This is a genomic window from Massilia sp. ST3, assembly GCF_018119405.1.
Taxonomy (GTDB): domain Bacteria; phylum Pseudomonadota; class Gammaproteobacteria; order Burkholderiales; family Burkholderiaceae_D; genus Telluria.
Window position 1 is genome coordinate 20,446 of sequence record NZ_JAGPWC010000007.1, and the last position, 25,647, is coordinate 46,092.

A 25,647-nucleotide genomic window follows, 5' to 3' on the forward strand; every position below is an offset into this window, starting at 1 on the left:
CCGTTTATTCCTTATAAATCGTTGCAATGGTTTGTATGATATGAACGGTATAGCGTCTTGTTGTCGCGTTCACGGAAAGAATAGATGGCGAAGATATTTTGCGTTGCGAATCAAAAAGGGGGCGTCGGCAAGACCACAACCTCCGTCAACCTGGCGGCAGGCCTGGCCAAGCTGAACCAGCGCGTGCTGCTGGTCGACCTCGACCCCCAGGGCAACGCCACGATGGGGGCGGGCATCAACAAGGCCGAGCTCGAGGCATCGATCTACCAGGTGCTGCTGGGCGAGGCGGACGTGTCCGCGGCGCGCCTGCGCTCGGAATCCGGGCGCTTCGACGTGCTGCCCGCCAACCGTGAGCTGGCCGGCGCCGAAGTGGAGATGGTGGCGCTGGATAACCGCGAGCGCCGCCTGAAGGAAGCGCTGGCCAAGGTCGACGCCGACTACGACTTCATCCTGATCGACTGCCCGCCCGCTCTCTCGCTGCTTACGCTGAACGGCCTGTGCGGCGCGCACGGCGTGATCATCCCGATGCAGTGCGAGTACTACGCGCTCGAAGGCCTGTCCGACCTGGTCAACACGATCAAGAAGGTGCACGCCAACCTGAACACCGACCTGCGCATCATCGGGCTGCTGCGCGTGATGTTCGATCCGCGCATGACCCTGTCGCAGCAGGTCTCGAGCCAGCTCGAGCAGCACTTCGGCGACAAGGTCTTCAAGACCATCATCCCGCGCAACGTGCGCCTGGCCGAAGCGCCGTCCTACGGCATGCCGGGCGTGGTGTTCGATCCGTCCTCGAAGGGCGCGCAGGCGTACATCGCCTTCGGCGCCGAGATGGTCGAGCGCATCAAGACAATGTAATCACTTAGAGCTAGAACAACATGGCAACCAAAAAACTGAAAGGACTCGGCCGCGGTCTCGACGCGCTGCTCGGCGGCGACAGCGAGCCGGCGCCGGCGGCAAACAATCCGTCGGCACTGCCGGTCGGCCAGATCCAGGCCGGCAAGTACCAGCCGCGCACCCGCATGGACGAAGGCTCGCTCAGCGAGCTGGCGTCCTCGATCAAGACCCAGGGCATCATGCAGCCGGTGCTGGTGCGACCGCTGCCGGCTGGCTCGGCCGCGGGCTACGAGATCATCGCCGGCGAACGCCGCTTCCGCGCGGCGCAGATGGCCGGCCTGGAAGAGATCCCGGTCCTGGTGCGCGACGTCGACGACCAGGCCGCCGCGGCGATGGCCCTGATCGAAAACATCCAGCGCGAAGACCTGAACCCGCTCGAGGAAGCCCAGGGCATCCAGCGCCTGATCTCGGATTTCAATTTCACCCACGAACAGGCGGCGGCCGCGGTCGGCCGTTCGCGCAGCGCGGTCTCGAACCTGCTGCGCCTGATCAACCTGGCCCAGCCGGTGCAGACCATGCTGATGGCGGGCGATATCGACATGGGCCACGCCCGCGCCCTGCTGGCGGTGGACAGCGCGAACCAGATCGCCCTGGCGAACCACGTGATCGCCAAGCGCCTGTCGGTGCGCGAGACCGAAAAGCTGGTGGCGCGCGCCATCGAGGAACAAAATGCCCCGGCCGCGGCGCCGCGCGCCAAGGAAAAGCCGGGCGACATCGTGCGCCTGGAAGAAGAGCTCTCGGACAAGCTGGCGACGCCGGTCATGTTCAAGATGGGCGCGAAAGGGAAGGGGCAGCTGATCATCGACTTCGCCGACCTGGATATCCTGGATGGCGTGCTGGCGCGGCTGCGTGCTTGATGCATTTCGACAACACATCAGCTGCTTGAACGCGTGGACGGGAGACCCGTCCACCCTACCGGATGCGCTGGCGGTGGCTGTAGCGGGGGGGGGGGGGGGGGGGGGGGGGGGCGGCCCCCCCCCCCCCCCCCCCCCGCCCCCCCCCCCCCCCCCCCCCCCACGGCTCTTAGGCCGCGGGTGAATGCAGCCAGGCATGGCTGGCAGCGCAATCAGAACTGTTCCCACTCGTCCCCGACGGTCGCGGCGGCCTTCGCGGCCGGACGCGAGGCCTTGGCCGGTGCGGACACGGGAGCCGGACGCTTGACCGGCGCCGCTGCGCGCGGCGCCGCCAGCTTGGCGGCGGCGGCGCGTGTCACCGGCTGCGCCGCATCGTGGCCGACCTTGAACACGTCGACCACCTGCGCCAGGCGCGCCGCTTCCTGCTGCAGCGAGCTGGTGGCGGCGGTCGCTTCCTCGACCAGGGCGGCATTCTGCTGGGTCGCCTCGTCCATCTGCGACATCGCCTGGTTGACCTGGTCGATGCCCTGGATCTGCTCCTGGCTGGCCGAGCTGATCTCGCCCATGATGTCGGTCACGCGGCGGATCGAGCTCACCACTTCCTGCATCGTGACGCCGGTATGGTCGACCAGCTTGGCGCCGGCGTCGACCTTCTCGACCGAGTCGCCGATCAGCTGCTTGATCTCCTTAGCCGCCGAGGCCGAGCGCTGGGCCAGGCTGCGCACTTCCGAGGCCACCACGGCGAAGCCGCGGCCTTGCTCGCCGGCGCGCGCCGCTTCCACGGCCGCGTTCAGCGCCAGGATGTTGGTCTGGAAGGCGATGCCGTCGATGACGCCGATGATGTCGACGATCTTGCGCGAGGATTCGTTGATCGAACCCATGGTCGCGATCACCTGCTCGACCGAGGCGCCGGCTTCGCTGGCCACATTGGAGGCGGCGATCGCCAGCTGGTTGGCCTGGCGCGCGTTGTCCGCGTTCTGGCGTACGGTGCCGGTCAGTTCTTCCATCGAAGCGGCGGTCTCCTCGAGCGAGGCGGCCTGCTGCTCGGTGCGGCTCGACAGGTCGAAGCTGCCGGCGGCGATTTCGCTCGACGCGCCGCTGATGGCCTGGGTGCCGGTGCGGACTTCGCTCACGATGCGCGCCAGGCTGTCGTTCATGTTGCCCAGCGCGCGCAGCAGGGCGCCGGTCTCGGCGCCGCTGGTGGTGTCGATGCGGTGGGTCAGGTCGCCGGCCGCCACGGTTTCGGCGGCACGCACGGCTTCGCGCAGCGGCACGGTGATCGAGCGCGTCAGCAGCCACGAGAACACGGCGCCCAGCGCCAGCGCGGCCGCGGCCAGCGAGGCGATCAGGAGCTTGCCGCGGCTGGCGGCGGCGTCGATCTCGGCGGCGCTGGCGCCGATGCGCTTGTGCTGCAGGTCGAGCAGTTCGCGCACCTTTTCCTGGTAGGCCTTCGAGGCCGGGGTGAACTGCTGCTCGAGGATCTGGTCGGCAAGTTCGACGTTGCCTTCGGCCTTGGCCTTGACGGCGTTGTCGCGCGCCGCGCTGTAGGCCTTGCGGTGTTCCATGACCGCCTTGAACAGGGCGGTTTCATCCTCGCCGCCGATCAGCGGCTCGATCTGCTTGACCAGGTCGGCCGACAGCTTGCCGGTGGCGGCCGCATCTTCCTTGAAGTAGGCCCCCAGCGACGGATCGCTGCTCTTGACGATGGCGGCGGTGCGGCGTACGGCGGCGAAGATCTGGGTATACCACTCGGCGATCATGCGTTCCTTGGCCAGCGGCTGGGCAAGGATCTCGCGGGTTTCGTCGGCCACCTGGTTGAGGCGCCAGACGCCGACGGCGGCGATCAGGCCGGTGAAGATGAGGGTCAGTGCGAAGCCTGCGGCGAGCCGCGTGCCGATATTCAGTTTATTGAAGGTGCTCATGATGGAAGAGTGGGCGCTGGCGCTTCCGCCGTCAGACGGCAGGAGCGATAGAAGTCGGGCACGGAAAGTCGGAAAGCATAGATTATTGCCGAACGGCAATGTTAACGCTTTAAATTTGTGACTTTGTGTAGCGTTTCAGGCACACCCTTGCCAGTTTGTCTACTCAATCCCGGCGGCTTTGCGCAGGCGCTCTGCGCGCTCGTGGCTGGCGGGATGGGTCGAGATATACCCGGACGTCACATCGATCCAGCTTTCTTCCGGTTCGTCCTCGCCCAGCGTTTCGAACAGGGTGGCGAGCGGCCCGACCGGGATGCCATGTTCCAGCATCAGCTTCAGGCCATGGTCGTCCGCTTCCAGTTCCATGGCGCGCGAGAATTTCAGGTCCATCAGCAGCGCGGGCGCACCGGCGGCCACGGCGCTGAAGTCGCCGAACAGGGTGGCCGACAGCGCCGCCATCAGCGAGGCGCGGGTCAGCGAACGCGCCGAATGGCGCAGGCGCACGTGGCCTGCTTCATGGGCCAGGATGCCGGCCAGGGCCGCCGAGGCTTCCTCGGTCAAGTCGCCGTCGCCGATCACCATGCGCACCATCTGGTCGGTCAGCACGATGCTGCCGTCGGGCAGGGCCATGGCATTGGGGCCGATCTGCGGCGCGTCGCGCACCAGCAGGCGCAGGCGCTTGTCGCCCGGGGCCACCGATTCCAGCAGCGCTTCCAGTTGCGCCACGCGCTGCTCGCTGAAGCGCGAAGGCAGCAGCAGGTCCTGGTGTTCGAGGGCGGCCAGCGCGGAGGCGCCGAGGGTCCGGTCGACTTCCTCGGGCAAGGCGGCGGCGATGCGTTCGGTGGCGGCCGGGATGCCCCAATGGACGGTCGCCGCCAGCAGCAGCACCAGCAGCACCAGGCAGGCAAGCGCCGCGCCGATGCGTTCCTGCCAGCGCACGGCCAGCGGCTTGCGGTAGCCGAGCAGGCCGGCCAGCGCGGCGCCCGCGGCGGGCGAAGGCACTTCGCAGCGTGCGCCGTCGGAGAAGTAGAGCACGGCCGGGGCGCCGGCGAAGGGTTCGGCCAGGGTGGTGCCGGCGAGCGGATAGTCGCGCTCGACCGCGCCGCGCAGGCGCAGGCCGGCGCTGCCGGCGGTGAGATCGACCGTGTGCAGGCGCGCGCTGACGCCGTCGAAAAAATACGCTGTAGTCATGTGTCGGTTACCAGGACAAATCGATGCCGAGTCCATCGGCCGCGCCGTCGCCGGCGGCGCTGTTGCGGCCCTGGGCGGCGCGCGCAGAGGCCTCGACATCGCCGTCGACTTCGACACGGATATGTTCGAGCCGGTAGCGGTAGGCCGCGACCACGGCGAAGGGGCGGTAGAGGCCGAGCGTAAACACGGTCAGCAGGAGGTTCTTCGATTGCAGGGAGACGAAACCGCGCACCGGAATGTTCGATTCGATGCGCACGCCGGAAAACAGGGTGTGCGACCAGGCCAGGTTGGCGAGGCGCGCCTGCATGAAAGGGCCGGCCAGCAGATACGCGAGGTAGCCCGTCAAGGCTGCGATGGCCATCGGCAGCAGCGTTACCATGACCCCGTCGCGTTGGCCCATGGCGGCGACCACGCCCGCGGCGAAAATGCCGACGGCGACCATGAGAACGAGACCGAGACCGCCGGCCACCAGGTAGGGGCGGTAGAAGCGCCACGGGCTCAGCTCGTAGGCGGCGGCCCGGTTCCCGAACAGCAGGTGGCTATGCTGGTAAGCCTTCATCTGCCCATGCATCAGCGGCCAGCCGATGTAGAGCAGGGACGCCAGCCCGCCCCACGCCGGCTGTTCGGGAAACACGGCCAGCAGCAGGCCGGGCAGCAGGAAGGTCGCCACCGGCGCCGTGTAGCACCGGTAGGCCTCGGACACGGAGCCGGAAAAGCCCAGCCACAAGCCGCGGTACTGTGTTGGCAAGCCGGAAGCGCAGCGCGCCGCGCATCAGGTAGGGCAGGGCTGCCAGGATCGCGCCGACCACGACCACGCCGAAGGCGACCGAGAAGCCGAAAGCGTAGTGGTAGCCGGCGAGCAGCACCAGGGCCAGGAGGCGGCCGCGCAGGACCGCTTTGGGATCGCCGCGGAAGTCGAAGCAGGCGCCGGCCAGCCGGGTGTTGCGGTCGAAGTACTGCAGGCGGCGCACCTTGGCCCAAGCCGAATAGATGCCCAGTGTGACCAGGCTCAGGAGCAGGTTGACGACCCAGATGCGGAAATACTCCTGGCCGCTGCCCGTAAAGACGGGAACGTGGACCTGCACGGCGGCCTGCACCCCGGGCGCGGGCTCGGCGCGGGCAAGGGGAGGGGGCGCGGGAAACTCCTGCGCGGCGGAGGAAACGGCATCTGGTGCGAGGATCATGGCAAGCCAGGAATAACGAAGAGTGCGGGCATCATAAGCGCTATCCGGTCGATAGCAAATAGTTAATGCATGTTGGGTTATGGAACGTGTATCGGCTTGCCTTTTTTCCGACAAGCGTCCCGCTTCACCCAGGAAGTTGACTTGTTGGACAGAAGACTTTGCGCGTTTAAGGTATAATTTCAATTTCCCGCGCGTGCCGTCCGGCACCTATCTGCACAATGACCAAATTCGTATTCGTCACTGGCGGCGTCGTGTCTTCCCTGGGCAAAGGGATCGCGGCCGCCTCCCTCGCCGCGATCCTCGAGAGCCGCGGCCTCAAAGTCACCATGCTCAAGCTCGACCCGTACATCAACGTGGATCCGGGCACCATGAGCCCGACCCAGCACGGCGAAGTGTTCGTCACCGACGACGGCGCCGAGACCGACCTGGACCTGGGCCACTACGAGCGCTTCATCAGCACCCGCATGAAGAAGGTGAACAACTTCACCACCGGCCAGATCTACGAATCGGTGATCCGCAAGGAACGCCGCGGCGAATACCTGGGCAAGACCGTGCAGGTGATCCCGCACATCACCAACGAGATCCAGGACTACATCCGCCGCGGCGCCGAAGGCGTGGACGTGGCGCTGGTCGAGATCGGCGGCACCGTGGGCGACATCGAGTCGCTGCCCTTCCTGGAAGCGGCGCGCCAGCTGTCGCTGCGCCAGGGCCGCAAGGGCGCGGCCTTCGTGCACCTGACCCTGGTTCCCTACATCTCCTCGGCCGGCGAACTCAAGACCAAGCCGACCCAGCACAGCGTGCAGAAGCTGCGCGAGATCGGCATTTCGCCGAACGCGCTGCTGTGCCGCGCCGACCGCCGCATCCCGGACGACGAGCGCGCCAAGATCTCGCTGTTCGCCAACGTGGAAGAGCAGGCCGTGATCAGCGTGTGGGACGTGGACACCATCTACAAGGTGCCGCAGGTGCTGCACGACCAGGGCCTGGACGACATCATCCTGGAAGCCCTCGGCCTGGAAGCGCCGAAGGCCGACCTGTCGATGTGGACCAAGCTGATCCACACCCTGGAGAACCCGAAGCGCGAAGTCACCATCGGCATGGTGGGCAAGTACGTCGACCTGATCGAATCGTACAAGTCCCTGACCGAGGCCCTGCGCCACGCCGGCATCCACACCGAGAGCCGCGTCAACATCGAATACCTCGACTCGGAAGAGATCGAGAACAAGGGCTGCGCGCACCTGGCCAAGTACGACGCCATCCTGGTGCCGGGCGGCTTCGGCAAGCGTGGCGTGGAAGGCAAGATCCAGGCCGCCCGCTATGCCCGCGAAAACAAGATCCCTTACCTGGGCATCTGCCTGGGCATGCAGGTCGCGCTGATCGAGTACGCCCGCCACGTGGCCGGCCTGCCGAACGCGAACTCCACCGAGTTCGATCCGGACACCGACCAGCCGGTCGTGGCCCTGATCACCGAGTGGCAGAACCATGACGGCAAGGTCGAGAAACGCGACAGCAATTCCGACCTGGGCGGCACCATGCGCCTGGGCGCGCAGACCTGCGCGGTGAATCCGGGCACGCTGTCGGCCGAGATCTACGGCAACGTCGTGACCGAGCGCCACCGCCACCGCTACGAAGGCAACAACTTCTACCTGCCGCGCATCGAAGCGGCCGGCCTGGTGGTCGCGGCGCGCACTCCGAACGAAGACCTGCTCGAGATCATGGAACTGTCGCGCGACGTGCACCCATGGTACGTGGGCGTGCAGTTCCACCCGGAGTTCAAGTCGACCCCGCGTAACGGCCATCCGCTGTTCACGTCGTTCATCAAGGCCGCCCTGGCGCACCAGTCGGCCAACACCAACGTGGCGGCGAACGCACAAGCGCCGGCACTGCAAGGAGATGCAGCATGAAACTCGCCGGTTTCGACGTCGGCCTCGACCAGCCGATCTTCCTGATCGCAGGCACCTGCGTGATCGAATCGCGCCAGATGGCGCTGGACACCGCAGGCACGCTGAAGGAAATCACCAGCGCGCTGGGCATTCCCTTCATCTATAAATCGTCCTTCGACAAGGCCAACCGCTCGTCGGGCAAGTCCTTCCGCGGTCCGGGCATGGAGAAGGGCCTGGAGATCCTGGCCGAGGTGCGCAAGCAGATCGGCGTGCCGGTCCTGACCGACATCCACACCGAGGAAGAAATCCCGGTGGTGGCGAGTGTCGTCGACGTGCTGCAGACCCCGGCCTTCCTGTGCCGCCAGACCGACTTCATCAACGCCTGCGCGCGTTCGGGCAAGCCGGTCAACATCAAGAAGGGCCAGTTCCTGGCTCCCGGCGACATGAAGAACGTGATCGACAAGGCGCGCGCCGCGGCACGCGAAGCGGGCCTGAACGAAGACAACTTCATGGCCTGCGAGCGCGGCGTCTCGTTCGGCTACAACAACCTGGTCTCGGACATGCGTTCGCTGGCCATCATGCGCGAATCGAACTGCCCGGTGGTGTTCGACGCGACCCACTCGGTGCAGCTGCCGGGCGGCCAGGGCACCTCGTCCGGCGGCCAGCGCGAGCACATCCCGGTCCTGTCGCGCGCCGCCGTGGCGTCGGGGATCGCCGGCCTGTTCATGGAGACCCACCCTGATCCGGCCAATGCGCTGTCGGACGGCCCGAACGCCGTGCCGCTTGGCCGCATGAAGGAACTCTTGACCACCCTCGTCGAGATCGACCGCATCGTCAAGAAGACCGGTTTCCTGGAAGCCGACTTCAAGTAACAGCATCTATGAGGCGCGCCCTGCGGCTGGGCGCGCCTCTTCACGTTTTTTACCCCTTATCGGAGAGTGTTTACATGAGTGCTATTGTTGATATTATCGGCCGTGAAATCATCGACTCGCGCGGCAACCCGACCGTGGAATGCGACGTCCTGCTCGAATCGGGCGTGATGGGCCGCGCCGCCGTCCCGTCGGGCGCCTCGACCGGCTCGCGCGAAGCGATCGAACTGCGCGACGGCGATCCGAAGCGCTACTTCGGCAAGGGCGTGCTGCAAGCCTGCGAAAATATCAACACCGAGATCTCCGAAGCGATCATGGGCCTGGACGCCAATGAGCAAGCCTTCCTGGACCGCACCCTGATCGATCTCGACGGCACCGAGAACAAGAGCCGCCTGGGCGCCAACGCCATGCTGGCCGTGTCGATGGCCGTGGCCAAGGCCGCGGCCGAGGAAGCCGGCCTGCCGCTGTACCGCTACTTCGGCGGTTCGGGCGCGATGCAGATGCCGGTGCCGATGATGAACGTCATCAACGGCGGCGCACACGCCGACAACAACCTGGACATCCAGGAATTCATGATCATCCCGGTGGGCGCCCCGTCGTTCAAGGAAGCCATGCGCTACGGCGCCGAGGTGTTCCACACCCTGAAGAAGATCCTGCACGCGAAGGGCCTGAACACCGCCGTCGGCGACGAAGGCGGCTTCGCTCCGTCGGTCGCCAACCATGAAGAAGCGATCAAGCTGATCATGCAGGCGATCGAGCAGGCCGGCTACGTGCCGGGCCAGGACATCGCCCTGGGCCTGGACTGCGCCGCGAGCGAATTCTACAAGGACGGCAAGTACGTGCTGGAAGGTGAGGGCGGCCTGTCGCTTTCAAGCGCCGACTTCACCAACATGCTCGCCACCTGGTGCGACAAGTACCCGATCATCTCGATCGAGGACGCCATGCACGAAGGCGACTGGGAAGGCTGGGCGACCCTCACCGCCGCCCTGGGCAAGAAAGTGCAGCTGGTGGGCGACGACCTGTTCGTCACCAACACCAAGATCCTGAAAGAAGGCATCCAGAAGGGCATCGCCAATTCGATCCTCATCAAGATCAACCAGATCGGCACCCTGACCGAGACCTTCGCCGCCATCGAGATGGCCAAGCGCGCCGGCTACACCGCCGTGATCTCGCACCGCTCGGGCGAAACCGAAGACTCGACCATCGCGGACATCGCGGTTGGCCTGAACGCCCTGCAGATCAAGACCGGCTCGATGTCGCGTTCGGACCGCATGGCCAAGTACAACCAGCTGCTGCGCATCGAGGAAGACCTGGGCGACGTCGCCAGCTACCCGGGACGCGACGCCTTCTACAACCTGAAGTAATCCCACGGGCCGGCCGGCCCTTCCGGCCGGCCCCCTGCCGCAGTTGACCTGCGTAGTTGACCCGTTATGCGCCTGATCACCATCGCCCTTGCCGCCCTGCTCTTGATGATCCAGTATCCACTCTGGATCGGAAAGGGCGGCTGGCTGTCCGTGGCCGACATGCGCGGACAGGTCGAGGCCGTGCGCCTCAAGACCGAACAGCTCAAGGCCCGCAACGGCAAGCTCGAATCCGAAGTGCGCGACCTGAAAGAGGGAACCGGCGCGGTCGAGGAGCGGGCGCGCTACGAGCTGGGCATGATCAAGCAGAACGAAATCTTCGTGCAGGTGCTGCGCAAGGACGAGCAGCCCGCGGTCTCGATGACCGAGCCGCCGCCTCCGCCCCAGCCGAAGGACAAGGACAAGCCGAAGCACTGAAGGCTTCGGAACCGCTCATGACTTCACCAAACACTCCCATCGATCCCGCCGCCCTCGATTCGCTCGACGCGATCGCCGACTGCCTGGCGGACGCCTTCGAAGACGGCGACGGCCAGCTGATCGCTTCCGCGCTGCTGGCGGTGTCGAAGGCGCCGGCCCTGCCGGGCCTGGCCGCCGCGGTCGGCATGCCGCGCGAGCAGTTGCAGGAGGCGCTGGCGTCGGGCGAGTTCGATCTCGATCTCACGCTGGAGATCATGAAGGTGGTTGATCTTCATATGTCGGGTGGCCGGACTGGCGCTGACTGAACGGCTGTTCTAAAGCTGGTTGAACGCGTGGACGGGGAACCCGTCCACGCGTCCAAGCGGCTCATGAATGCCGCACCGTTTCCTGCTCACGCGGTTATGGCGACGACGCATCCCCCTGCATATGCCCCTTCCCATGCTCCAGGAAGGCGCGCAGCATCCACGCATTCTTCTCATGCACCTCCATGCGGGTGGTGAGCATGTCCGCCGTCGGGAAATCGTCGATCTCGTCCGCGATCTTGACCCCGGCGCGCAGGCTGCGGATCAGGATTTCCTGGCCTTCCACCAGCTGGCGGATCATCTCGCGTGGGTCCGGCACGCTCGGTTCTTCCGTGATGCTCGACAGTTCCGCATAGCGCTTGTAGGTGCCCGGTGCATAGTGGCCCAGGGCGCGGATGCGCTCGGCGATGTCGTCCAGCGCGTTCCACAGCTCGGTGTACTGTTCCTGGAACATCACGTGCAGGGTCTGGAACATGGGCCCGGTCACGTTCCAATGGAAGTTGTGCGTCTTCAGGTAGAGCATGTAGCTGTCCGCCAGCACTTTCGAGAGCGACTCCACGATCTTCGCGCGGTCGTCGGTGCTGATGCCGATATCGATGTCCATCGTGCTTCCTCCTTGATGTCGAAGAACTAACAGCTTAGCACTGGGGCGGAGGTTTTGCCGGAGGTGTCCCGGTTCAATAGCGGGCCGAGGAGTGTGTGCTTTGGCCCGCAGCCCCAGCACGTCGTTCCGGCGAAGGCCGGAACCCAAGTTCGTTGCGTCCCGTTGTTCTCGAACGTAGCCGGCACGCTAGCAAACTTGGATTCCGGCCTTCGCCGGAAGTCATAGGCGCCAGTGGCGCGTATGACGGTCTTGGGGGGGGGGGCGGGGCAGAAATGCGGAGGCGGTATGCGGATTACTGTGGGACGATCAGACCTTCGAGCACTACTCTTGCAGGCGTCGGAATCGCCACTGGCCGATTGCTCTCCCGGTCCACATACACGTGCACGAAATGCCCGGCGGCCGCCGGCACATCGCTATCGTTGCGATACAGCGCAATCTCGTAGCGCACGCTCGAATTGCCCAGCTTCGCCACCCGGATCCCGGCGTGCACCGTGTCCGGGAAGGAGATCGAGCTGAAGTAGGAGCAGCCCGTCTCCACCACCAGCCCCACCACCGTATCCTTGTGGATGTCGAGCACGCCCTGTTCGATCAGGTAGCGGTTCACCGCCGTGTCGAAGAAGCTGTAGTAGTTGACGTTGTTGACGTGCCCGTAGCTGTCGTTGTCCATCCAGCGCGTCGGCATGGCGAGGACGTGGGCGAAGGCGCTACGGGGTGTGTCACGCATCGGCAAGGCCCTGTCAGTGGGTGCTGCCGCTCGGCGGCATCAGGGTCTGGACCGGGCTTTCGGTGCTGAACAGCTGGGCGCAGTCCACCTTGTCGAAGGAGTAGTGCTTGCCGCAGAAGTCGCAGTTGATGCCCAGCTCGCCCAGCTCGGCGAGCGCGGAATCGACTTCTTCCTTGCCCAGCATCTTGAGCATGTTGCCGACCTTGTCGCGGTTGCAGCTGCAGTGGAACTCCGGGTGCGCGGGGTCGAACACGCGGATGGTCTCCTCCCAGAACAGGCGCTGCAGCAGGGTCTGGATGCCGGTGGTGAGCATCTCCTCGCGCTTCAGGGTGCGGCCCAGCATGACGGCGCGGTTCCAGGTTTCCAGGTCTTCCGCTTCGGTGGCCTGCTTGGTCTGGCCTTCCACGCCGCTGTGGCGCGGCAGCTTTTGCAGCAGCAGGCCGCGCGCGATCTTGTCGTCGGCCGCCAGCCACAGGCGCGTGTCCATCTGCTCCGAGCGCAGCATGTAGTTCTCGATCACGGTCGCCATGTCGCCGCCGTCGAGCGGCACCACGCCCTGGTAGGGCTGCTGGCCCGGCACCTTGTCGGCCGGATCGAGCGTGATCACGAAGCGGCCCTTGCCGTGCACGTTGAACAGGTCTTGCAGGCTGGCGTCGTCCGGCACCTCGGCGTCCGGGGCCAGCTTGGCGGTGGCGCGCATGCGCAGCTGGGCGTCGCATTCGACGACCAGCAGGCGCACCGGGCCGTCGCCATGCACCTGCATCACGATGGCGCCGTTGAACTTCAGGTTGGCCGACAGCAGGGAAGCGGCGGCGACCATCTCGCCCAGCACCGCGCGCACCGCCTTGGGATAGGCGTGGCGCGCCTGGATCTCGCGCCAGGTGTCCGAAATCTCGACCAGCTCGCCGCGCACGGCGGCGTTGTCGAAGATGAATTTTTGCAGGGTGTCCCTGGTGTCTTGAGTCGTCATTCTTTATCCGATTTTCTTGAGCTGCGCCTTGAACAGCTGGCCGCGCGCCACATAGCTGGCGGCGCTGCCCTGCAGGCGCGTTACGTCTTCTTCCGTGAGGGTGCGCACCACCTTGGCGGGCGAACCGAGGATCAGCGAGTGGTCCGGGAATTCCTTGCCTTCGGTGACCAGGGCGCCGGCGCCGACCAGGCAACCCTTGCCGATCTTCGCGCCGTTCAGCACCACGGCCTGGATGCCGATCAGCGAGCCGTCGCCCACCGTGCAGCCATGCAGCATCGCCTGGTGGCCGATGGTCACGTTCTTGCCGATCGTGAGCGGGTAACCCATGTCGGTGTGCATCACCGTGCCCTCCTGGACATTGCTGTTCTCGCCGATGGTGATACGCTCGTTGTCGCCGCGGATCGTGGCGCCGAACCAGACCGAGGCGTTCGCCTCGAGGGTCACCTTGCCGACCAGGGTTGCTGAATCGGCCACGAAAGCCGACGCATCGATCTCGGGCGCATGCTCGCCCAGCTGGTAAATCGCCATGGATGTGCTCGCGGAGGGTTGAAATACCGCTATTTTAACTCCTGCGCTATCGCATCGTCCGACTGGCGGCAGATGGGGGCGGGGCGAGCGAAATCAACGGTTCCCCGATATAATCATGCGAACGACCGTACTATTTCTTGAGGCAGCATGACACCGTCCCGATCCGAATTCCTCAGCGTGCGCGGCCTGCGCACCCATGTCCGCCACTGGGGCCGCGAAGGCGCGCCCAAGCTCTTCATGCTGCACGGCTGGATGGACGTGTCCGCTTCTTTCCAGTTCGTGGTCGATTGCCTGCAGGGCGACTGGCACGTGATCGCGCCGGACTGGCGCGGCTTCGGCCTGACCGAGGCGACGCATTCGGACACCTACTGGTTCCCCGACTACGTGGCCGACCTGGAGGCCATCCTCGACCATTACGCGCCTGGCGAAGCGGTCAACCTGCTCGGCCACAGCATGGGCGCCAACATCGCGGGCATCTACGCCGGCGTGCGCCCGCAGCGGGTGGGCAAGCTGGTCAACCTGGAAGGCTTCGGCCTGCCGGCCACGCGGCCGGGCCAGTATCCGGGGCGCGTGGCGAAGTGGCTGGACGAAGTGCGCAGCCCGCCCGCCATGCGCGGCTACGCCAGCCTGCTTGACGTGGCGGGCCGTCTGCGCAAGACCAATCCGCGCCTGTCGGAGGAGCGCGCCGCCTTCCTGGCAGGGCACTGGTCGGCGCAGGGCGAGGATGGCCAGTGGCGCATCCTGGCCGATCCGGCGCACAAGATGCACGGGCCGCTGCTGTACCACGTCGAGGAGATCATGGCCTGCTGGAGTGCGATCACGGCGCCGGTGCTGTGGGTCGAGGCGGAGGAAACCGACATGTGGCGCTGGATGGGGCCCAAGGAACAGGCGAGGGCGGAGATCGACCGGCGCATGGGGCATTTGCGCGAGGTGAGGGCGCGCATGATGCCGGAGGCGGGGCATATGCTGCATCATGATCAGCCGGAGATGCTGGCGGGGATGGTCGAGGAGTTTTTGGTGGGTGGTGAAAGCTAAGGCTATTACTCATCACACAAACTTGGGTCCCGGCCTTCGCCGGAACGACGGTCTTCGGGTTATAGGTGCACTCAAACAACGTCGTCCCGGCGAAGGCCGGGACCCAAGTTTGCTCGCACACCACGAACTCCGTTGCATCCACCCCACCCCTAAATTGCCCACCGGCAACGCCTGTGCTACAGTCCACCCCACCGCGCGCATCCCGGCCGCGCAATCATTCAGACTGAACAGGATAGACCATGGGTATTCGAGCCGGCCTCGCGCTCGCCGGTGCACTCTTGACGACAGCGTGCGCCGTCCCTTACAGCCCGGCCCCCGTGGCCACCAATTTCCCCAGCACCCAGCAGGCCAAGCTCCAGGCGGCCGCGCACTGGGGTGTGATCGCGCGCCACATGGCCAAGGAAATGGGCCCGACCTTCAAGGTCAATGCGCGCCGCGCCTTCTATGTGGCGCCCCAGCAGGGTTCGACCTTCAACCAGGCCGTCGCCACCCACCTGGTCACCGCCCTGGTCAACGAGGGTTATACCGTCGTCAAGAACCCCGATCCGGGCGCGCTCAAGGTCGAGCTCGACACACAGGTGGTGGCCTTCTCCGCCAAGCGCCCGCAATACAAGTTCGCCGGCGAGCGCACCGCCCTGGTGGCGGGCGCCTGGGTGCTGACCGGCATCGACCACACGATCGAATGGCTGGCCAGCGCCGCCATCGCAACCGAGGACGCCTACAGCTGGTTCCGCTCGCAGTTCGCGACCGGCGCCACGCCCAGGACCGAGATCATCGTGACCCTGTCGGTGGCCGACGACCAGCGCTACTATGCCCGTACCACCTCGGTCTATTACACGGTCGACGCGGACCGCGCGCTCTACGACGCCGCTTTCCAGCCGACCAAGACCTTCGCCGTCCGCGACCGTTGAGAACCATCATGCGCCTGCCGAAACCGATTTGCGCCGCCTTGTTGGCCCTGCCGCTGCTGCTGGGCGGCTGCGCCAGCACCGAGGAAGACACCAACTACACCTCCGTCTCCGCCAATGCCTTCGTAGCCGCCAACTACCGCGCGGCCGACGCGCTGGCGGCCCAGCTCAAGGGCAAGCTGGCGGACGACAAGCCCCTGATCATGGCCACCGTCGTCAACATCGACGCCCTCGAGCAGACCTCGATGCTGGGGCGCCTGGTGTCCGAGCAGGTCTCGACCCGACTGGCCCAGGGCGGCATGAAGATGCTCGAGATGAAGCTGCGCAACAGCGTCTATCTCAAGCGCAACCAGGGCGAACTGATGCTCACGCGCGAGATCGGCGAAGTGGCCAGCACCCACAACGCCCAGGCGGTCGTGGTCGGCTCGTATGCCGAGACGCGCGACGCCATCTTCATCAACATGAAGGTGATCCAGCCCACCACCAACCTGGTCCTCGCCGGCCACGATTACGTGCTGGCGAAAGAGGGCACGGTGCGTTCCATGCTGCAGTCCTACTGACGCCGACGGACGCCGGCAAAGCGCGTACAATGCTTTGCTTTAGAACGCATCCTCCGTTTGCCGGCCCATGTTGAAAGTCGATCTCCACTGCCATTCCAACGTCTCCGACGGCGTGCTCGCTCCCGCCGCCGTGGCGGCCTACGCGCGCAAGAGCGGCGTCGACGTCTGGGCCCTGACCGACCACGACGAAGTGGGCGGCATCAAGGCGGCGCGCAAGGCCGCGCAAGACCTGGGCATGCGGTTCGTGGCGGGCGTCGAGATCTCCGTCACCTGGGCCAACGAGACCGTGCACATCGTCGGCTTGCAGATCGACGAGGACAACCGCGCCCTGGTCGACGGCTTGAGCGCCACCCGCAACGGCCGCGAGGCGCGCGCCCGTGAAATCTCCGCCCAGCTCGAACAGGCCGGCATTGCCGGCGCCTACGAAGGCGCGCTCAACTACGTCGGCAACCCCGACCTGATCTCGCGTACCCACTTTGCGCGCTACCTGGTCGAGATCGGCGTATGCGGCTCGACCCCGGAAGTGTTCCGCCGCTACCTCACCGAAGGCAAGCCGGGCTATGTGCCGCACCGCTGGGCCTCGCTGGAAGACGCGGTGCGCTGGATCCGTGGCGCCGGCGGCATTCCCGTGATCGCCCACCCGGGGCGCTACAAGTTCAGCGACACCGCGCAAGGCGTGCTGTTCGACGAATTCCGCCAGCTGGGCGGCAACGCCATCGAGGTTGTGACCGGCAGCCACACGCCCGACCAGTACGCCACCTATGCCGAGCTGGCGCGGCGCTACGGCTTCCTGGCCTCGCGCGGCACCGACTTCCATGCGCCGGGTGAATCGCGGGTGGAGTTCGCCGAGCTGCCGCCGCTGCCCGCCGGGCTGACACCGGTCTGGCACGACTGGACCTGAGCACATATGTGTATCCGGCAAGTTCCGCACACTTTTGCACCGCGGCGAAAATACATTCGAAATCATTAGGTAAAACGCCGGGTGTCCTGTATCTTCAATCGGGCACTACATCAAGTCGTCTTCGTTGGTCTCTTTCCCGTCTTGCCCTTGGGCAGTCCTGTTTGATTCTCTTCTTCGTACCCGCTTGCTTGGACGTGCATTCCGGCATTTTGCCCAATTCACTCAAGGTATATTCAACATGACTACTCAAACCGGCACCGTCAAATGGTTCAACGATTCCAAGGGCTTCGGCTTCATCACGCCTGACGCCGGCGGTGGCGACCTGTTCGCCCACTTCCAGGACATCCAGGCCCAAGGCTTCAAGAGCCTGTCCGAAAACCAGCGCGTGTCCTTCGAACGCGCCGCCAGCCCGAAGGGCGAGAAGGCCAGCAATATCCGCCCGATCTAAGATCCAGGCGCCGCCGGATGCTTCCAGCGTCCGGGCGACAACAAGCCCGCCTCGGCGGGCTTTTTCGTTTTCAGTCCCAGTACCGGTCGAGCATGGCCTTGACGCTGGTGCCGTGCACGACGATCGACAGGATGATCACGGCCAGCGTGATCGTGACGAGCTCGCGCGCCAGCGCCGAGGGCACACCGTGGTTGATGGCGTACATCAGGTAGTAGATCGATCCGATCCCACGCACGCCGAACCAGGCGACGATGGCGGTCTCGCGCGCGCCGCTCCTCGAGCCCGCAAGACTCAGCACGACGCTGAGCGGACGCGCGACGAAGATCAGGAAGGCCGCCGTCAGCCAGGCCTGGAGCGAGAACAGGGCCGGCGTCATCGCGCCGCCCAGCAGCAGCACCAGCCCCAGCTCGGACAGGCGCTCGAGGTGCTCCTTGAACACCAGGCTGCCCTGGCTGACCGTGGCCTGGCCGCTGGCGCCGGCGTCGCCGTGCACCAGGCCATGCCCATCCGGCGGCGCTTCGGTCAGCCGCCATTCGGTCTGGCGCAGGGCCACGCCGGCGAAGAACACGGCCAGGAAGCCCCAGCCGCCGGCCAGCAGGGCGATGCCATAGGCCAGGGCGATGAGTCCCAGCCCAAGCAGGTCGTCGAGCAGCTGATGGCTGGGGTGGTGGCGCCGGATCAGATAGCTGCAGCCTGCCATCCCGGCCCCGCACAGCAGGCCGATGCCGACCCCGCTCAGGCTGGCCAGCAGGGCGTCGCGCCACAGCCAGCGCGCCAGGTCGGGCGCATCCGCGCCGATCAGGAGCAGGCCCAGGATCACGAAAGGGAAGGCGGTGCCGTCGTTCATGCCGGCTTCGCAGGTCAGGGCGAAGCGCAAGGGATCCTTGTCGCCCGCATGGCGCAGCTGCACGTCGGTGGCGAGCACCGGATCGGTCGGCGCCAGGATGGCGCCGAGCAGGATGCCGGCCCCCAGCGACATCCCGAGGACGGCGGTGGCGAACACCGCGCACAAGGCCACGGACATGCCCATCGCCAGCACCGCCAGGCGCAGCGACACGGTCCAGCGCCGCAAGCTGAAGGGCACGGGCAGCTTGACCCCGGCCGAGAACAGCGAAATCAGGATCGCGATTTCGGTCAGGCTCTCGAGCAAGGACGCCTCGCGCAAGGGATCGAAGGCAAAGACGCCCAGTACCGCCGGTCCGAGCACGATGCCGATCACCAGGTAGATGCTGGCGGAGGTGAAGGGCAAGTGGGCGATGGTGGAGCCCCACAGGCCGCGCGCCAGCATCAGGCTGCCGACCAGGACAAACCAGTGGGCGATCTCCATGGGACTCCTGCCGGGGCTCGGCGATACGGATCTCCATGGTACGCGTCATCCCTTTCGAAGGACGCACAGGCGAAATCTCAAAAATTTCGCTTGAAATACTCCGCATATACTCCATCTGGAGTATGGATTGGGAGGGAGTCAAACATGAAGCTCGTAACATCGCAACAAAAATTGCCCGACAGTGACAAGGTGACCGTCAACGTCGGTCTCGTCGACCTGGCCCAGCTCGACTTGCTGGTCGACGAAGGGTTTTATTCCAACCGCACCGATTTCGTGCGCACCGCAATCCGCAACCTGCTGCAGGTGCATGCGGAAACCATCCGGCAAACCGTGGTGCGCAAGCGCTACGTGATGGGCATGCACCGCTATTCGCGCCGCGAGCTCGAGCAGGTCGTGGCCAGTGGCCAGCAACTGGACATCCAGGTGCTGGGACTGGCCGTGATCGAGGACGACGTCGACGCCGAACTGGCCCGCGCTGCCATCGCCTCGGTCCAGGTACTTGGCGCCTTCGTGGCGCCCCCCGCCGCCAGGGAAGCCCTGGCGGACCGCATCCATACTTAGAAGGACAGGCATGAAACCACTAGACCGCTTTATCTCCCAGATGGTGGAGTCGGCCCGGCTCGCGCAGACGCAGGACGCGTCGGCAGCCACGGCATTGATCCAGAAGGCGCTGGCCGAATCCGGCCTGCTGCCGCAGGGAGGCCTGCCTCAGGCGCCAATGGCGCCGGCGGCGCCCTTCGTCGACCTGAACCAGGCGCCCGGCTGGCGTGCGGGCACCAGCCGCCGCCATGGCCGCGGCGCGGTGCATGCGCCGCACCCCTCCCGCCATCGCGCAAACGCGGACGCGCAGGCGCCGGGACGCTTCGTGGGCGGCAGCTTCAGCTGCGCCGCGGGCGCCCGCCGCTACAAGCTCTACATCCCGGCTCGGCCGGCGCAGGGGCCGCGTCCCCTGGTCGTGATGCTGCACGGCTGCACGCAGAACCCCGACGACTTCGCCACCGGCACCGCCATGAATGCGCTGGCCGAGGAGCATGGCTGCCTGGTGCTCTACCCGGAGCAGGACAAGGGCGCGAACCACAACGGTTGCTGGAACTGGTTCGAGCCGGCCCACCAGGGCCGGGAGCGTGGCGAACCCGCCATCCTGGCCGGCATGACCCGCCAGGTGATTGGCGAGCATGGGGGCGATCCTGCGCGCGTATATGCAGCCGGGCTCTCGGCCGGCGGCGCGATGGCGGCCATCCTCGGCGCCGATTATCCCGAGCTGTACGCGGCGGTCGGCATCCACTCCGGCTTGCCGGCCGGGAGCGCGAAGGACATGATGTCGGGGCTGAAGGCGATGCGCGAACCGGGCAAGGGCCGCAAGCTGCGACAGGGCGTGCCGGCCATCGTGTTCCACGGCGACGCCGACCATCTGGTCAATCCCGGCAACGGCGAGGCCGTGCTGGCCCAGTTCCTGAGGGCGCAGGGCGCCGAGCTGCAACAGCACACCGAGGCACACGATCATGCGGGACGCCGCTGCACCCGCCACACCTGGCGCGACAGCGCGGGCCGCTCCGTGGTGGAACACTGGCAGCTGCACGGCGCCGGCCACGCCTGGTCCGGCGGCAATCCGGCCGGTTCGCATACCGATGCCGCGGGACCGTCCGCGTCCGCCGAAATGCTGCGTTTCTTCCTGTCGCACCACGGATGAGCTCAGCGCTGCCGCCAGGCCCTTGATTTTTCCGTATTGCAGCCCAATCTTGGCAGCCTGTCATCCACGCCGCCAGGAGACCGACCCATGAAACGCATCGTCCTGTTCCTTGCCACCAACCTCGCCGTGGTGCTGGTGGTGTCGCTCGTGCTGAACCTGCTCGGCGTGGGCCGGGCCGTGACCGGGCAGGGCATCGACGTCGGCGCGCTGGCCGTGTTTTCGCTGGTGGTGGGCTTCACCGGCTCCTTCATTTCGCTCCTGCTGAGCAAACCCATGGCCAAGTGGTCGACCGGCGCGCGCGTCATCGACCAGCCGGCCAACTCGACCGAGATGTGGCTGGTCGACACCGTGCGCCGCCTGTCCGAGCGCGCCGGCATCGGCATGCCGGAAGTCGCCGTCTACGAGGGCGAGCCGAACGCCTTCGCCACCGGCGCCTTCAAGAATTCCGCCCTGGTGGCCGTGTCCACCGGCCTGCTGCAGGGGATGAACCGCGACGAGGTCGAAGCGGTGCTGGGGCACGAGGTGGCCCACATCGCCAACGGCGACATGGTCACGCTGACCCTGATCCAGGGCGTGGTGAATACTTTCGTCGTGTTCCTGGCGCGCGTGGTCGGCTACTTCGTCGACAAGGTCCTGCTGCGCAGCGAAGGCGACCGCCCGGGCATCGGCTACATGGTGACCGTGTTCGTGTGCGAGATCGCCTTCGGCATCCTGGCTTCGATCATCGTCGCCTGGTTCTCGCGCAAGCGCGAATTCCGCGCCGACGCCGGCTCGGCCAAGCTGCTGGGCAGCCCGGTGCCGATGCAGCATGCGCTGGCCCGCCTCGGCGGCCTGGCCCCCGGCGCGCTGCCGCAGTCGATGGCCGCCTCCGGCATTTCCGGCAGCGGCGGCGGCTGGGGCGCCCTGTTCTCGACCCACCCGCCGATGGAGCAGCGCATCGCCGCGCTCCAGTCGCTGCGCTGATCCGCTACACTTGAGCCCTGATGAGCCAATATTTCCAGATCCATCCCGAGAACCCGCAAGCGCGCCTGATCAAGCAGGCCGCGCAAATCGTCGGCGCAGGCGGCATCATTGCCATTCCCACCGATTCGGCCTATGCGCTGGTCTGCCGCCTGGACGACAAGGCGGCCGTGGAAAAGCTGCGCCGCATCCGCGGCGTCGACGACAAGCACCACCTGACGCTGCTGGCGCGCGACCTGTCCGAGATCGCGCTGTATGCGCGCGTCGACAATTCGCAGTACCGGCTGCTGAAGGCCACCATGCCCGGACCCTATACGGTGATCCTGGAAGCCACGCGCGAACTGCCGCGCCGCCTGTCCCATCCCTCGCGCAAGACCATCGGCCTGCGCGTGCCGGAGAACCGCATCACCCTGGCGCTGCTCGAGGAACTGGGCGAGCCGCTGATCGGCACCACCCTGCAGCTGCCGGGCGACGACCACATGCTGTCCGATCCGGAAGAGGTCCAGGAGCGCCTCGGCAAGCAGATCGAGCTGGTGATCGACGGCGGCGCCGGTACGCTGGAGCCGACCACCGTGGTCGATCTCACCGGCCCCTCGCCCGAGCTGGTGCGCGAGGGCAGGGGCGACCCGTCCGTCTTCGGCCTCTGAAGCCGTCTTCCTCCCACCGGCCGCCCGGCGGCCGCTCTGTTAGAATCCCCCCATGGATGCTGAACTAATACGTAACATCGCAGTCTATGCACTGCCCGTTCTTTTTGCGATTACCCTGCACGAAGCTGCCCACGCCTACGCCGCCAAGTACTTCGGCGACAACACCGCCTATGCACAGGGGCGCATGAGCCTCAATCCCCTGGTGCACATCGACGTGCTCGGCACCATCGTCATTCCCATCGCGCTTTATCTGACCAGCGGTTTCGTGTTCGGCTACGCCAAGCCGGTTCCGGTCGACTTCGGCCGCCTGCGCAATCCCAAGAAGCAGATGGCCTGGGTGGCGCTGGCCGGTCCCGCGGCGAACTTCCTGATGGCCTTCCTGTGGCTGGTGCTGGCGGCGCTGCTGGTGGCCTTCCAGGTCGACGAGGCCTTCCCGCACAAGGTGGCCCAGGCCGGCGTGTTCACCAACCTGCTGATGTTCGCCTTCAACCTGTTCCCGATTCCGCCTCTGGACGGCGGGCGCGTGGTCACCAGCCTGCTGCCGCACCGCCTGGCCTATAAATTCGCGGCGATCGAGCCGTATGGCTTCTTCATCGTGCTGGCGCTGATCTTCTTCAAGCTGCTGGCGTTCTGGGTGATCCCGGTGATGGCGCTGGGCGAGATCCTGCTCAAGCTGATCGCCTCGCCGCTGTACCTGCTCCTGAGCTGACATGTATCCCGACCGCGTCGTCTCCGGCATGCGCCCGACCGGCGCGCTGCACCTGGGGCACTACCACGGGGCGCTGAAGAACTGGATCCGGGTGCAGGCCGAGCATCCCTGCCTGTTCTTCGTCGCCGACTGGCACGCGCTGACCACGCACTACGACGATCCCGGCATCGTCGAGCGCAGCACCTGGGACATGGTGGTCGACTGGCTGGCCGCCGGCATCGACCCCTCGCAGGCGACCATCTTCATCCAGTCGAAAGTGCCGGAGCACGCCGAACTGCACCTGCTGCTGTCGATGGCCACGCCGCTCGGCTGGCTCGAACGGGTCCCCAGCTACAAGGACCAGATCGACAATCTCGCGCACAAGGATCTGGCCACCTACGGTTTCCTGGGCTACCCGCTGCTGCAGGCGGCCGACGTCCTGATCTACCGCGCCAGCATGGTGCCGGTGGGCGAGGACCAGCTGCCGCACGTCGAGATGATGCGCGAGGTGGCGCGCCGCTTCAATCACATCTACGGCAAGGAAAAGGGCTTCGAAGAGAAGGCCATCGCGGCCGTCAAGAAGCTGGGCAGCAAGCGCGCCAAGCTGTACCTGGAACTGCGCACCGCCTATCACCAGGAAGGGGAGGTGGACGCCCTCGAGCAGGCGCGCGCCATGCTGGACGATGCGGGCAGCCTGTCGAACATCGACCGCGAGCGCCTGTTCGGCTACCTCGAAGGCAGCCGCCGCATCATCCTGGCCGAGCCGCAAGCACTGCTGACCCAGTCCTCGCGCCTGCCGGGCCTGGACGGGCGCAAGATGTCCAAGAGCTACGGCAACGCGATCGCGCTGCGCGAGGAGCGCGACAGCGTGGTCAAGAAAATCCGCACCATGCCCACCGACCCGGCGCGGGTGCGCCGCACGGATCCGGGCGATCCGAAGCGCTGCCCGGTGTGGCAGCTGCACGAGGTGTATTCGGACGGCGCCACCCGCGACTGGGTGGTCAAGGGCTGCACCAGCGCCGGCATCGGCTGCATCGAGTGCAAGCAGCCGGTCATCGACGGCGTGCTGGCGGAACAGGAACCGATGCACGAACGCGCCCAGCCCTACCTGGACGACCCGACCCTGGTGCGCGCGATCGTGGCCGACGGCTGCGACAAGGCGCGCCGCCTGGCCCAGGAAACGATGCGCGACGTGCGCGAAGCGATGGGGCTCGCCTACACATGACAGTCAATTCGCCAATCAACATGATGAACCTGCCGGCCTCGCCATGGGTGGCGCGCTTCGCGCCCATCCTTCCCGCAGGCGAAGTGCTGGACCTGGCCTGCGGCACGGGACGCCACACGCGCCTGCTGGCGGTGCTCGGCCACCCGGTGCTGGCGCTGGACCGCAAGCCCGAGGCGCTGGCCGCGGCGGCCGGCCCCGGCGTCACGACGATGGAGTACGACCTCGAGGACGGTTCGCCCTGGCCCTTCGCGGCGGGGCGCTTCGCCGCCATTGTCGTCACCAATTACCTGTACCGCCCCTTGTTCCCGCAGCTGGCCGCGAGCCTGCGTCCGGACGGCGTCCTGATCTACGAAACCTTCGCCCAGGGGAACCAGGTCTACGGCAAGCCTTCGAACCCGGATTTCCTCTTGGGGCCTGGCGAACTGCTGGCGCTGGCGGCGGGTGGCGGCCTGCAGGTGCTGGCCTACGAAGACGGCCACGTCGAGGCGCCGCATCCGGCCCAGGTGCAGCGCCTGTGTGCGGCCGGCCCGGCATTCGGGAAATCCGAAGCGAGGCTCGACCATATTGTGGTCAGGAATGAACCATGACGGCGGGCGATCCGCTACAATCAGGCTTTTATTTACCGGCACGGTCCAAAGATTATGATTAAGGGCAGCATCGTAGCAATCGTCACCCCGATGTTCGAAGACGGCAGTCTTGACCGCGACTCCCTGCGCAAACTGCTCGACTGGCACATCGCGGAAGGCACCGACGCCATCGTCATCGTCGGCACGACGGGCGAATCGGCGACCGTTTCTCCGGAAGAGCACTGCGAACTGGTGAAACTGGCGGTCGACCACGTCGCCGGCCGTATCCCGGTCATCGCCGGCACCGGCGGCAATTCGACCGCGGAAGCGATCGCGCTGACGCGCCACGCCAAGGACGTGGGCGCCGACGCCTCGCTCCAGGTGGTCCCGTACTACAACCGCCCGACGCAAGAGGGCATGTACCGCCACTTCCGCACCATCGCGGAAGCCGTCGATCTCCCGATCATCCTGTACAACGTGCCGGGCCGCACCGTGGCCGACATGGCCAACGACACCATCGCGCGCCTGGCGCAGGTGGACAACATCGTCGGCGTCAAGGACGCCACCGGCAACATCGGCCGCGGCATCGAACTGCTGCGCATGGTGGACAAATCCTTCGGCGTCTATTCGGGCGACGATGCGAGCGCCATGGCCCTGCTGTTCTGCGGCGGCGCCGGCAACATCTCGGTCACCGCCAACGTCGCCCCGCGCGCCATGCACGAGCTGTGCAAGGCTGCCATGGTCGGCGACATCGCGCGCGCCATCGAGATCAACAACCGCGTGCTGGACCTGCACGGCAAGCTGTTCATCGAACCGAATCCGGTGCCGGTGAAGTGGGCGCTGGCCGAGATGGGCAAGATGCCGGCCGGCCTGCGCCTGCCGCTCGCGCCGCTGTCCGCGCAATACCACGAGACCGTGCGCGCCGCCCTGGTGGCCGCAGGCGTCCATCCACAGTCCTGAATCCGCAAGGATTCGGGTTCCTAGTATCTGACATC

At 66.2% G+C, this 25,647-nt stretch carries 27 protein-coding genes and 1 pseudogene; 20 read left to right on the forward strand and 8 right to left on the reverse strand.

Annotation, left to right across the window (positions count from 1 at the left end):
- Positions 1-84 precede the first annotated feature (84 nt).
- Positions 85-855 carry a ParA family protein gene (locus tag KBW98_RS03805; RefSeq protein WP_211518803.1) on the forward strand — a complete coding sequence of 257 codons (771 nt, stop codon included), beginning with the start codon at positions 85-87 and terminating at the stop codon, positions 853-855.
- A 20-nt stretch (positions 856-875) separates the two neighbouring features.
- Complete coding sequence (locus KBW98_RS03810) at positions 876-1,751, forward strand: ParB/RepB/Spo0J family partition protein (protein WP_211518804.1); 876 nt, start codon at positions 876-878, stop codon at positions 1,749-1,751.
- Between the two features lie 209 nt (positions 1,752-1,960).
- Here KBW98_RS03810 and KBW98_RS03815 read toward each other — a convergent pair whose 3' ends face one another.
- From KBW98_RS03815 to KBW98_RS24175, 3 genes and pseudogenes are all read right to left on the reverse strand, one after another.
- Positions 1,961-3,670 carry a methyl-accepting chemotaxis protein gene (locus tag KBW98_RS03815; protein WP_211518805.1) on the reverse strand — a complete coding sequence of 570 codons (1,710 nt, stop codon included), beginning with the start codon at positions 3,668-3,670 and terminating at the stop codon, positions 1,961-1,963.
- Positions 3,671-3,829: 159 nt separating this feature from the next.
- A complete protein-coding gene (locus KBW98_RS03820) occupies positions 3,830-4,858 on the reverse strand; it encodes a M48 family metallopeptidase (RefSeq protein WP_211518806.1) in 1,029 nt (342 codons plus the stop codon).
- Positions 4,859-4,865: 7 nt separating this feature from the next.
- Positions 4,866-6,042, reverse strand: a pseudogene (locus tag KBW98_RS24175) (YjgN family protein).
- 218 nt (positions 6,043-6,260) lie between these two features.
- Between KBW98_RS24175 and KBW98_RS03835 the strand changes: the two are divergent.
- The 5 genes from KBW98_RS03835 (at position 6,261) to KBW98_RS03855 (ending at position 10,874) form a co-directional block, all read left to right on the forward strand.
- Positions 6,261-7,943, forward strand: coding sequence for a CTP synthase (locus KBW98_RS03835; protein WP_211518808.1), 1,683 nt, complete (start codon positions 6,261-6,263; stop codon positions 7,941-7,943).
- Positions 7,940-8,794, forward strand: a complete 855-nt coding sequence (gene kdsA / locus KBW98_RS03840; protein ID WP_211518809.1) for a 3-deoxy-8-phosphooctulonate synthase — start codon at positions 7,940-7,942, stop codon at positions 8,792-8,794. The genes KBW98_RS03835 and kdsA overlap by 4 nt, the downstream gene beginning before the upstream one ends.
- 74 nt (positions 8,795-8,868) lie before the next feature.
- Entirely contained in the window at positions 8,869-10,155 is a 1,287-nt protein-coding gene (gene eno, locus KBW98_RS03845; RefSeq protein ID WP_211518810.1) for a phosphopyruvate hydratase, read from the forward strand.
- Between the two features lie 66 nt (positions 10,156-10,221).
- Positions 10,222-10,569 (forward strand): cell division protein FtsB, encoded by a 348-nt coding sequence (gene ftsB, locus KBW98_RS03850; protein ID WP_211518811.1) that lies wholly within the window; start codon positions 10,222-10,224, stop codon positions 10,567-10,569.
- A 17-nt stretch (positions 10,570-10,586) separates the two neighbouring features.
- The gene (locus KBW98_RS03855; RefSeq protein WP_211518812.1) at positions 10,587-10,874 is read left to right on the forward strand and encodes a hypothetical protein; all 288 of its coding nucleotides are present in this window, start codon (positions 10,587-10,589) and stop codon (positions 10,872-10,874) included.
- Positions 10,875-10,968: 94 nt separating this feature from the next.
- Here KBW98_RS03855 and KBW98_RS03860 read toward each other — a convergent pair whose 3' ends face one another.
- From KBW98_RS03860 to KBW98_RS03875, 4 genes are all read right to left on the reverse strand, one after another.
- A complete protein-coding gene (locus KBW98_RS03860; RefSeq protein WP_211518813.1) occupies positions 10,969-11,475 on the reverse strand; it encodes a Dps family protein in 507 nt (168 codons plus the stop codon).
- A 292-nt stretch (positions 11,476-11,767) separates the two neighbouring features.
- On the reverse strand, positions 11,768-12,199 hold the full coding sequence (locus tag KBW98_RS03865; protein WP_211518814.1) for a thioesterase family protein: 432 nt from the start codon (positions 12,197-12,199) through the stop codon (positions 11,768-11,770).
- 13 nt (positions 12,200-12,212) lie between these two features.
- The gene (gene hslO, locus KBW98_RS03870; RefSeq protein ID WP_211518815.1) at positions 12,213-13,169 is read right to left on the reverse strand and encodes an Hsp33 family molecular chaperone HslO; all 957 of its coding nucleotides are present in this window, start codon (positions 13,167-13,169) and stop codon (positions 12,213-12,215) included.
- A 3-nt stretch (positions 13,170-13,172) separates the two neighbouring features.
- Positions 13,173-13,697: a gamma carbonic anhydrase family protein gene (locus KBW98_RS03875; protein WP_211518816.1), complete on the reverse strand. Its 525-nt coding sequence runs from the start codon at positions 13,695-13,697 to the stop codon at positions 13,173-13,175.
- Between the two features lie 147 nt (positions 13,698-13,844).
- Here KBW98_RS03875 and KBW98_RS03880 point away from each other — a divergent pair, with 147 nt between their 5' ends.
- The 5 genes from KBW98_RS03880 to KBW98_RS03900 all read left to right on the forward strand — a co-directional run bounded on the left by KBW98_RS03880 (position 13,845) and on the right by KBW98_RS03900 (position 17,549).
- A complete protein-coding gene (locus KBW98_RS03880; protein WP_211518817.1) occupies positions 13,845-14,732 on the forward strand; it encodes an alpha/beta fold hydrolase in 888 nt (295 codons plus the stop codon).
- Between the two features lie 239 nt (positions 14,733-14,971).
- Positions 14,972-15,643, forward strand: a complete 672-nt coding sequence (locus tag KBW98_RS03885; protein ID WP_211518818.1) for a hypothetical protein — start codon at positions 14,972-14,974, stop codon at positions 15,641-15,643.
- A gap of 8 nt (positions 15,644-15,651) precedes the next feature.
- The gene (locus tag KBW98_RS03890; RefSeq protein ID WP_211518819.1) at positions 15,652-16,200 is read left to right on the forward strand and encodes a FlgO family outer membrane protein; all 549 of its coding nucleotides are present in this window, start codon (positions 15,652-15,654) and stop codon (positions 16,198-16,200) included.
- A gap of 67 nt (positions 16,201-16,267) precedes the next feature.
- Positions 16,268-17,101 (forward strand): 3',5'-nucleoside bisphosphate phosphatase, encoded by an 834-nt coding sequence (locus KBW98_RS03895; RefSeq protein ID WP_211518820.1) that lies wholly within the window; start codon positions 16,268-16,270, stop codon positions 17,099-17,101.
- A 238-nt stretch (positions 17,102-17,339) separates the two neighbouring features.
- On the forward strand, positions 17,340-17,549 hold the full coding sequence (locus tag KBW98_RS03900; protein ID WP_211518821.1) for a cold-shock protein: 210 nt from the start codon (positions 17,340-17,342) through the stop codon (positions 17,547-17,549).
- Positions 17,550-17,619: 70 nt separating this feature from the next.
- Here KBW98_RS03900 and KBW98_RS03905 read toward each other — a convergent pair whose 3' ends face one another.
- Positions 17,620-18,876, reverse strand: a complete 1,257-nt coding sequence (locus KBW98_RS03905) for a sodium:proton antiporter (protein WP_211518822.1) — start codon at positions 18,874-18,876, stop codon at positions 17,620-17,622.
- Positions 18,877-19,020: 144 nt separating this feature from the next.
- Between KBW98_RS03905 and KBW98_RS03910 the strand changes: the two genes are divergently transcribed.
- From KBW98_RS03910 to dapA, 8 genes are all read left to right on the forward strand, one after another.
- Entirely contained in the window at positions 19,021-19,437 is a 417-nt protein-coding gene (locus KBW98_RS03910) for a CopG family transcriptional regulator (protein ID WP_211518823.1), read from the forward strand.
- 10 nt (positions 19,438-19,447) lie between these two features.
- Positions 19,448-20,566: a PHB depolymerase family esterase gene (locus tag KBW98_RS03915; protein WP_211518824.1), complete on the forward strand. Its 1,119-nt coding sequence runs from the start codon at positions 19,448-19,450 to the stop codon at positions 20,564-20,566.
- A gap of 87 nt (positions 20,567-20,653) precedes the next feature.
- A complete protein-coding gene (gene htpX / locus KBW98_RS03920) occupies positions 20,654-21,529 on the forward strand; it encodes a protease HtpX (protein WP_211518825.1) in 876 nt (291 codons plus the stop codon).
- A gap of 20 nt (positions 21,530-21,549) precedes the next feature.
- A complete protein-coding gene (locus KBW98_RS03925) occupies positions 21,550-22,173 on the forward strand; it encodes an L-threonylcarbamoyladenylate synthase (RefSeq protein ID WP_211518826.1) in 624 nt (207 codons plus the stop codon).
- Between the two features lie 52 nt (positions 22,174-22,225).
- The gene (locus tag KBW98_RS03930) at positions 22,226-22,882 is read left to right on the forward strand and encodes a site-2 protease family protein (protein ID WP_211518827.1); all 657 of its coding nucleotides are present in this window, start codon (positions 22,226-22,228) and stop codon (positions 22,880-22,882) included.
- Between the two features lies 1 nt (position 22,883).
- A complete protein-coding gene (locus tag KBW98_RS03935) occupies positions 22,884-24,086 on the forward strand; it encodes a tryptophan--tRNA ligase (RefSeq protein ID WP_211518828.1) in 1,203 nt (400 codons plus the stop codon).
- Positions 24,083-24,673, forward strand: coding sequence for a bifunctional 2-polyprenyl-6-hydroxyphenol methylase/3-demethylubiquinol 3-O-methyltransferase UbiG (locus KBW98_RS03940; protein ID WP_211518829.1), 591 nt, complete (start codon positions 24,083-24,085; stop codon positions 24,671-24,673). Before KBW98_RS03935 ends, KBW98_RS03940 begins: the two co-directional genes overlap by 4 nt.
- 54 nt (positions 24,674-24,727) lie before the next feature.
- Positions 24,728-25,612 carry a 4-hydroxy-tetrahydrodipicolinate synthase gene (gene dapA, locus KBW98_RS03945; protein WP_211518830.1) on the forward strand — a complete coding sequence of 295 codons (885 nt, stop codon included), beginning with the start codon at positions 24,728-24,730 and terminating at the stop codon, positions 25,610-25,612.
- Positions 25,613-25,647 lie beyond the last annotated feature (35 nt).